The organism is Streptomyces sparsus, assembly GCF_054776295.1.
This window is the reverse complement of the sequence record NZ_BAAHCA010001016.1, coordinates 1-1631: the sequence shown is the minus strand read 5'-3', so window position 1 is coordinate 1631 and position 1631 is coordinate 1. Positions and strand designations below refer to the sequence as shown.

1 protein-coding gene and 1 pseudogene are annotated in these 1631 nt (G+C 74.3%); both read right to left on the bottom strand.

All coding sequences use genetic code 11. The annotated features are described in order from the left end of the window. Positions 1-244: 244 nt before the first annotated feature. On the bottom strand, positions 245-1048 hold the full coding sequence (locus tag ACYVE9_RS25900; protein WP_461030323.1) for a DUF1684 domain-containing protein: 804 nt from the start codon (positions 1046-1048) through the stop codon (positions 245-247). 53 nt (positions 1049-1101) lie between these two features. Further along, positions 1102-1631 (bottom strand): annotated as a pseudogene (locus ACYVE9_RS25895) (hypothetical protein); the annotation flags it as partial.

Genomic DNA, 1631 nt, shown 5'->3' with positions numbered 1-1631 from the left:
CAGCAGCGCGGCGGCGATCGTCAGCAGCCGGGCGCGGGTGGCGACGCCGCGTCGGTGGGGGGAAGCGGGGGCTGGGACGGTGCGCTTGTTCCTCACATTTTCCTCCACGAGGAGTCCGGGGTCCGTGCCTGTGCGGGCCGGTGGTCGCGGCCGGGGTCTGCGACGCGGCAGTGGCCCCCGGCAGGCGGCGTGAGGGGATGCTGGCGTTGCTCACGCGACCACACAAGAGCCACTTTTCGGCCGGTCAGGGGCCGAGGTCGAGCTCCCCTGCCGGAACCTCCGCCGCCAGGGTGTTGCCGGGAGGAGGGGAGGGGCAGAGGAAGTGGTCGCTGAAGGCGCAGGGCGGCAGCGTCGCCCGGTTGAAGTCCACCGTCACGCGGCCCTGCTCGTCCGGCGCCCCGGTGCGCAGGAACCGGAAGCGGTGGCTGCCGTGCCCGCTGCTGCCGTCGGCGAACACCGCCCACAGCGCCCGGCTGCCGACCACCGACACCTGGAGGGTGTGCGGGCGTCCGTCGGGCGTCCGGAAGGTGAGTTCGCCGCCCAGTTCGAGTGTGCGTTCACGGCCGTCGGCGTTGGGCACCCGCACCCCGTGTGGCGCCTCGTAGGGGCGGAACGTCCCGGGCAGCACCCACCGGGCGTCGTACGCGGCGGTCCTGATGCCGGGAAAGGCCCGGCGGGCGGGGGCGTCCGGATCGTGCACCCGCACCGCCCAGTGGCCCTCCCGGTTGAGCAGTTCCAGCCGCCGCTCACCGTAGGACACCCGGGAGCGGGCCGGGCCGCCGCTGTCCCGGCCGAGCGTCACCTCACCGACGAGCAGGTCGCCGTCGACGACCACCCCGTCCATGATGTCGGCCCGCAACACGACACCGGCACCGTCCGGCGCCTCGTGCCAGGTGCCGGGCACACCCGCCAGCCGGCCCTCGTCGTCGGCCTCGGTGATCCAGTGGGTACCGGTCACCGACAGCGGCCCGTAGGGGGCGGTCACCGTGTCCAGTCGCTGCTGATGCCACTCCTGCCACTCCTGTGCGGCTGACGTCGTCTCAATCATGCTGATCAACCTGCCACAGGACCGGGCCGCGGCAAGTCCGACGCCGCCGGACGTCAGCAGTTGCAGTCGCAGCAGCAGCCGTCGCAGCAGCCGTCGCCTCCCCCACCCCCGGTGCCGCCTCCGCCTCCGCCGCCGCCCCCGCAGCTGTTGCAGCCCGGGCACCGGCAGCACTCGCAACACTCGCAGGCGTCACAGCAGTTGTCGCCGCGGCACCAGCCCTCCCGGCGCCGCCCGTTCCACGGGTCGTGGTAGGTGGAGGAGCAGCAGACCTGACCTGTGCAGAACAGCCCGGTCCACACGGCGCAGCCGGCCACGGGTCCGCGGCGCCGGATGGGCGGATCGGGTGTCGGGTGGGGTGCGCCGGGTGTCCGGGCGGCGAACGTCCGGCGGATCGCGCTGCGGGGTTCGTGCTCCAGCAGCACGTGCACCAGGGCCGCGTCCGCGAACTCCACCTCACGCAGCGCCAGCCGGATGCCGTGCGCGGCGTCGTCGAACAGCCGGCGGGCCTCCGCGGTTCCGGTGCCGGTCGCGGTCAGCGGGTTCCAGGCGCCCGCGGCCTCGTCCGCACCGCGGTCCTCGACCG